The organism is Halorhodospira neutriphila (genome assembly GCF_016584055.1).
GTDB lineage: Bacteria > Pseudomonadota > Gammaproteobacteria > Nitrococcales > Halorhodospiraceae > Halorhodospira > Halorhodospira neutriphila.
In genome coordinates this window covers 1-2355 of sequence record NZ_NRSH01000201.1, presented here as the reverse complement: position 1 = coordinate 2355, position 2355 = coordinate 1, and the positions used below count along the sequence as shown (strand labels likewise).

Genomic DNA, 2355 nt, shown 5'->3' with positions numbered 1-2355 from the left:
CGTTATCTCTTCATTACCGGTGGTGTCGTCTCGTCCCTCGGCAAGGGGATCTCCGCCGCCGCGCTCCCGGGCCCCGCCGCCGGCGGCGGCGAGGTCCTCGATGATCCGCTCGAGCGCGGCGCGCTGCTCGGCGTCGAGCCGGCGGAAGGCGGTGAGCAGCCGGGCCTCCTCGGCCTCCAGGGCGAAGGCCTCGCTCCTGGCCTCCCGGTAGCCGCACCGCCCCTCGGCCACCCCCTGCTGCGGGCGCATGGGCGGCTCGCCGTACTCCAGCCAGGCGCGGCGGACCCCGAGGGCGTCGGCCGCCGCCGCCATGTGCTTGCGCGTCGGCAGGGAGCTGCCCTCGAGCCAGCGGCGCACCGCCTGGCCGCTGACCTCGAACAGCTCACCGAGCCGCTTCTGCTCCCGCGGCTGGATGCCGAGCTCGAGGATCCCGCGGCGCAGCCGCTCGGCGAACTCCGAGTGGAGGCGTTCTGCTTTCCTGGGGCCCATACGGCGCGAGCCTAAGCAGGCGCGCCGCAAATCTCAGTTCCGCAAAGAGTAACCGCTGGTTACCGCCCCGAGAGGGACGCCGGCGCCCAATTTCGCTATGCTGGGCCCATGATCGGGAAAAGGATCTCCCCCCTCGCCCTCGCGGCGCTCCTGCTCTCGGCGCTCCCCACGGCGGGCGCGGCCCCGTCGCCCCACGGGGCGCTCGAGGTCGAGCTCGCCCCCGGGCAGGGACGCCTCCAGGGCCGCCTCGAGCTCCGGATGCCGAGCGGCGAGCCGCTGTCGCTCACCCTCGGCGAGGGCTTCGCCCTCGAGGCCGTCGAGATCGGCGCCGGCAGCGTGCAGCGCCTCGGCGACCAGGCCGTCAACCTCCACCCGCGGGGTCCGACGCGGGCCGAGCTGCGCTGGAGCGGCGCACCCCCGGCCGACGGCCGGGACTTCCTGGACGCCTCCGGGGCGCTGCTCACGGCGGCGAGCGGCTGGTACCCCCAGCCGGGGCCGCGGCCGATGCGCTACTCGCTGACCGTCGCCCTCCCCGCGCGCCTGCAGGCGGTGGCCAGCGGCACCCGGCTCGGCGAGCAGCGCGACGCCGGCCGCCGGCGCGTCGCCTTCGAGCACCCGGCCCCCGGCTCGCGCATCACCCTCGTCGCCGGCGAGTGGGAGAAGGCCGCGGCGCAGACGGCCTACGGCAGCGTCTACACCTTCTTCCCCGAGCGCCTCGCCGGGCTGAGCGCCGACTACCTCGAGCGCGCCGGCGCCTACCTGGAGCGCTTCGGCGACTGGATCGGCCCGCCGCCGCACGGCAGCTACGCCGTCGTCGCCGCGCCGCTGCCCGTCGGCTACGCCTTCCCCGGCTTCACCTACATCGGCGAGCGCGTCCTGCAGCTGCCGTTCATCCCCCGCACCTCCCTGCCCCACGAGGTCCTCCACGAGTGGTGGGGCAACGGCGTCTACATCGACTACGCCGACGGCAACTGGGCCGAGGGGCTGACCCAGTACATGGCCGACTACCACCAGGCCCGGCGCCGCGGCCCCGGCGAGGCGCGCCGGATGCGCGGCGACTGGCTCCGCGGCCAGGCCGCCCTGCCCGCGGCGCGGGACTACCCCCTGCGCCGCTTCCGCGGCCGGCGGCAGCCCCGCGACGAGATCGTCGGCTACCAGCGCGCCGCCTTCCTCTTCCACACGCTGCACCGGCGCCTCGGGGCGTCGGGGTTCGCCGCGGCGCTGCGCGCCTTCTACGCCGACAACCGCCACCGCCCGGCGGACTGGGCCGACGTGCGCGAGGCGTTCACCGACACCGCCATCGGCCGCGAGCGCCGGCCCGAGGATATCGCCGCGACCCTCTCCTGGTTCGTGGAGACCACCGGGGCGCCGCGGCTGCGCCTGGCGGCGTGGTCGGCGGAGCGCGGCGGCCGGCGGGGCGGCTACCGCGTCGAGGCCGAGATCGCCTGGGACGAGGACGCCTACCCCGCCCGCATCCCCGTCGTCGTGGAGACCGCCGACGGCGGCCGCGAGCTCCGCCGGCCGCGGCTCGAGCCCGGCGAGCGCCGGCGCATCCGCATCGCCACCGAGTCGCGCCCCGAGGCGCTCGCCGTCGACCCGGACTTCCACGTCTACCGCCGCCTCGCCGTCGGCGAGGGCGTCCCCACCCTCCGCGACCTCTTCCTCGCCCGGCGGGTCCGGCTGGTCTCGCCGTGGCCCGGGCTCGAGGAGGCCGCCCGGCGGCCGCTGGCCGGGCGCCTGGAGCGGGGGGAGGCGGATGCGGAGCGGGCGCTGCTGCTCGTCGGCCCCGAGCCGTTCCTGCGCGAGCGCCTCGCCGCGATCGGCGCCTGCACCTTCCGCCGCACGCCGCCGGCCCAGGCGACCGCC

The 2355-nt window shown here is 77.0% G+C and carries 2 protein-coding genes; one reads left to right on the top strand and one right to left on the bottom strand.

The window, feature by feature from the left end:
* On the bottom strand, positions 1–489 hold a 489-nt coding region (locus tag CKO13_RS11690; protein WP_200261232.1), incomplete at its 3' end, for a hypothetical protein.
* 108 nt (positions 490–597) lie between these two features.
* Between CKO13_RS11690 and CKO13_RS11685 the strand changes: the two genes are divergently transcribed.
* Positions 598–2355, top strand: a 1758-nt coding sequence (locus CKO13_RS11685; RefSeq protein WP_200261230.1) for a M1 family metallopeptidase, incomplete at its 3' end; no start/stop codon positions are given.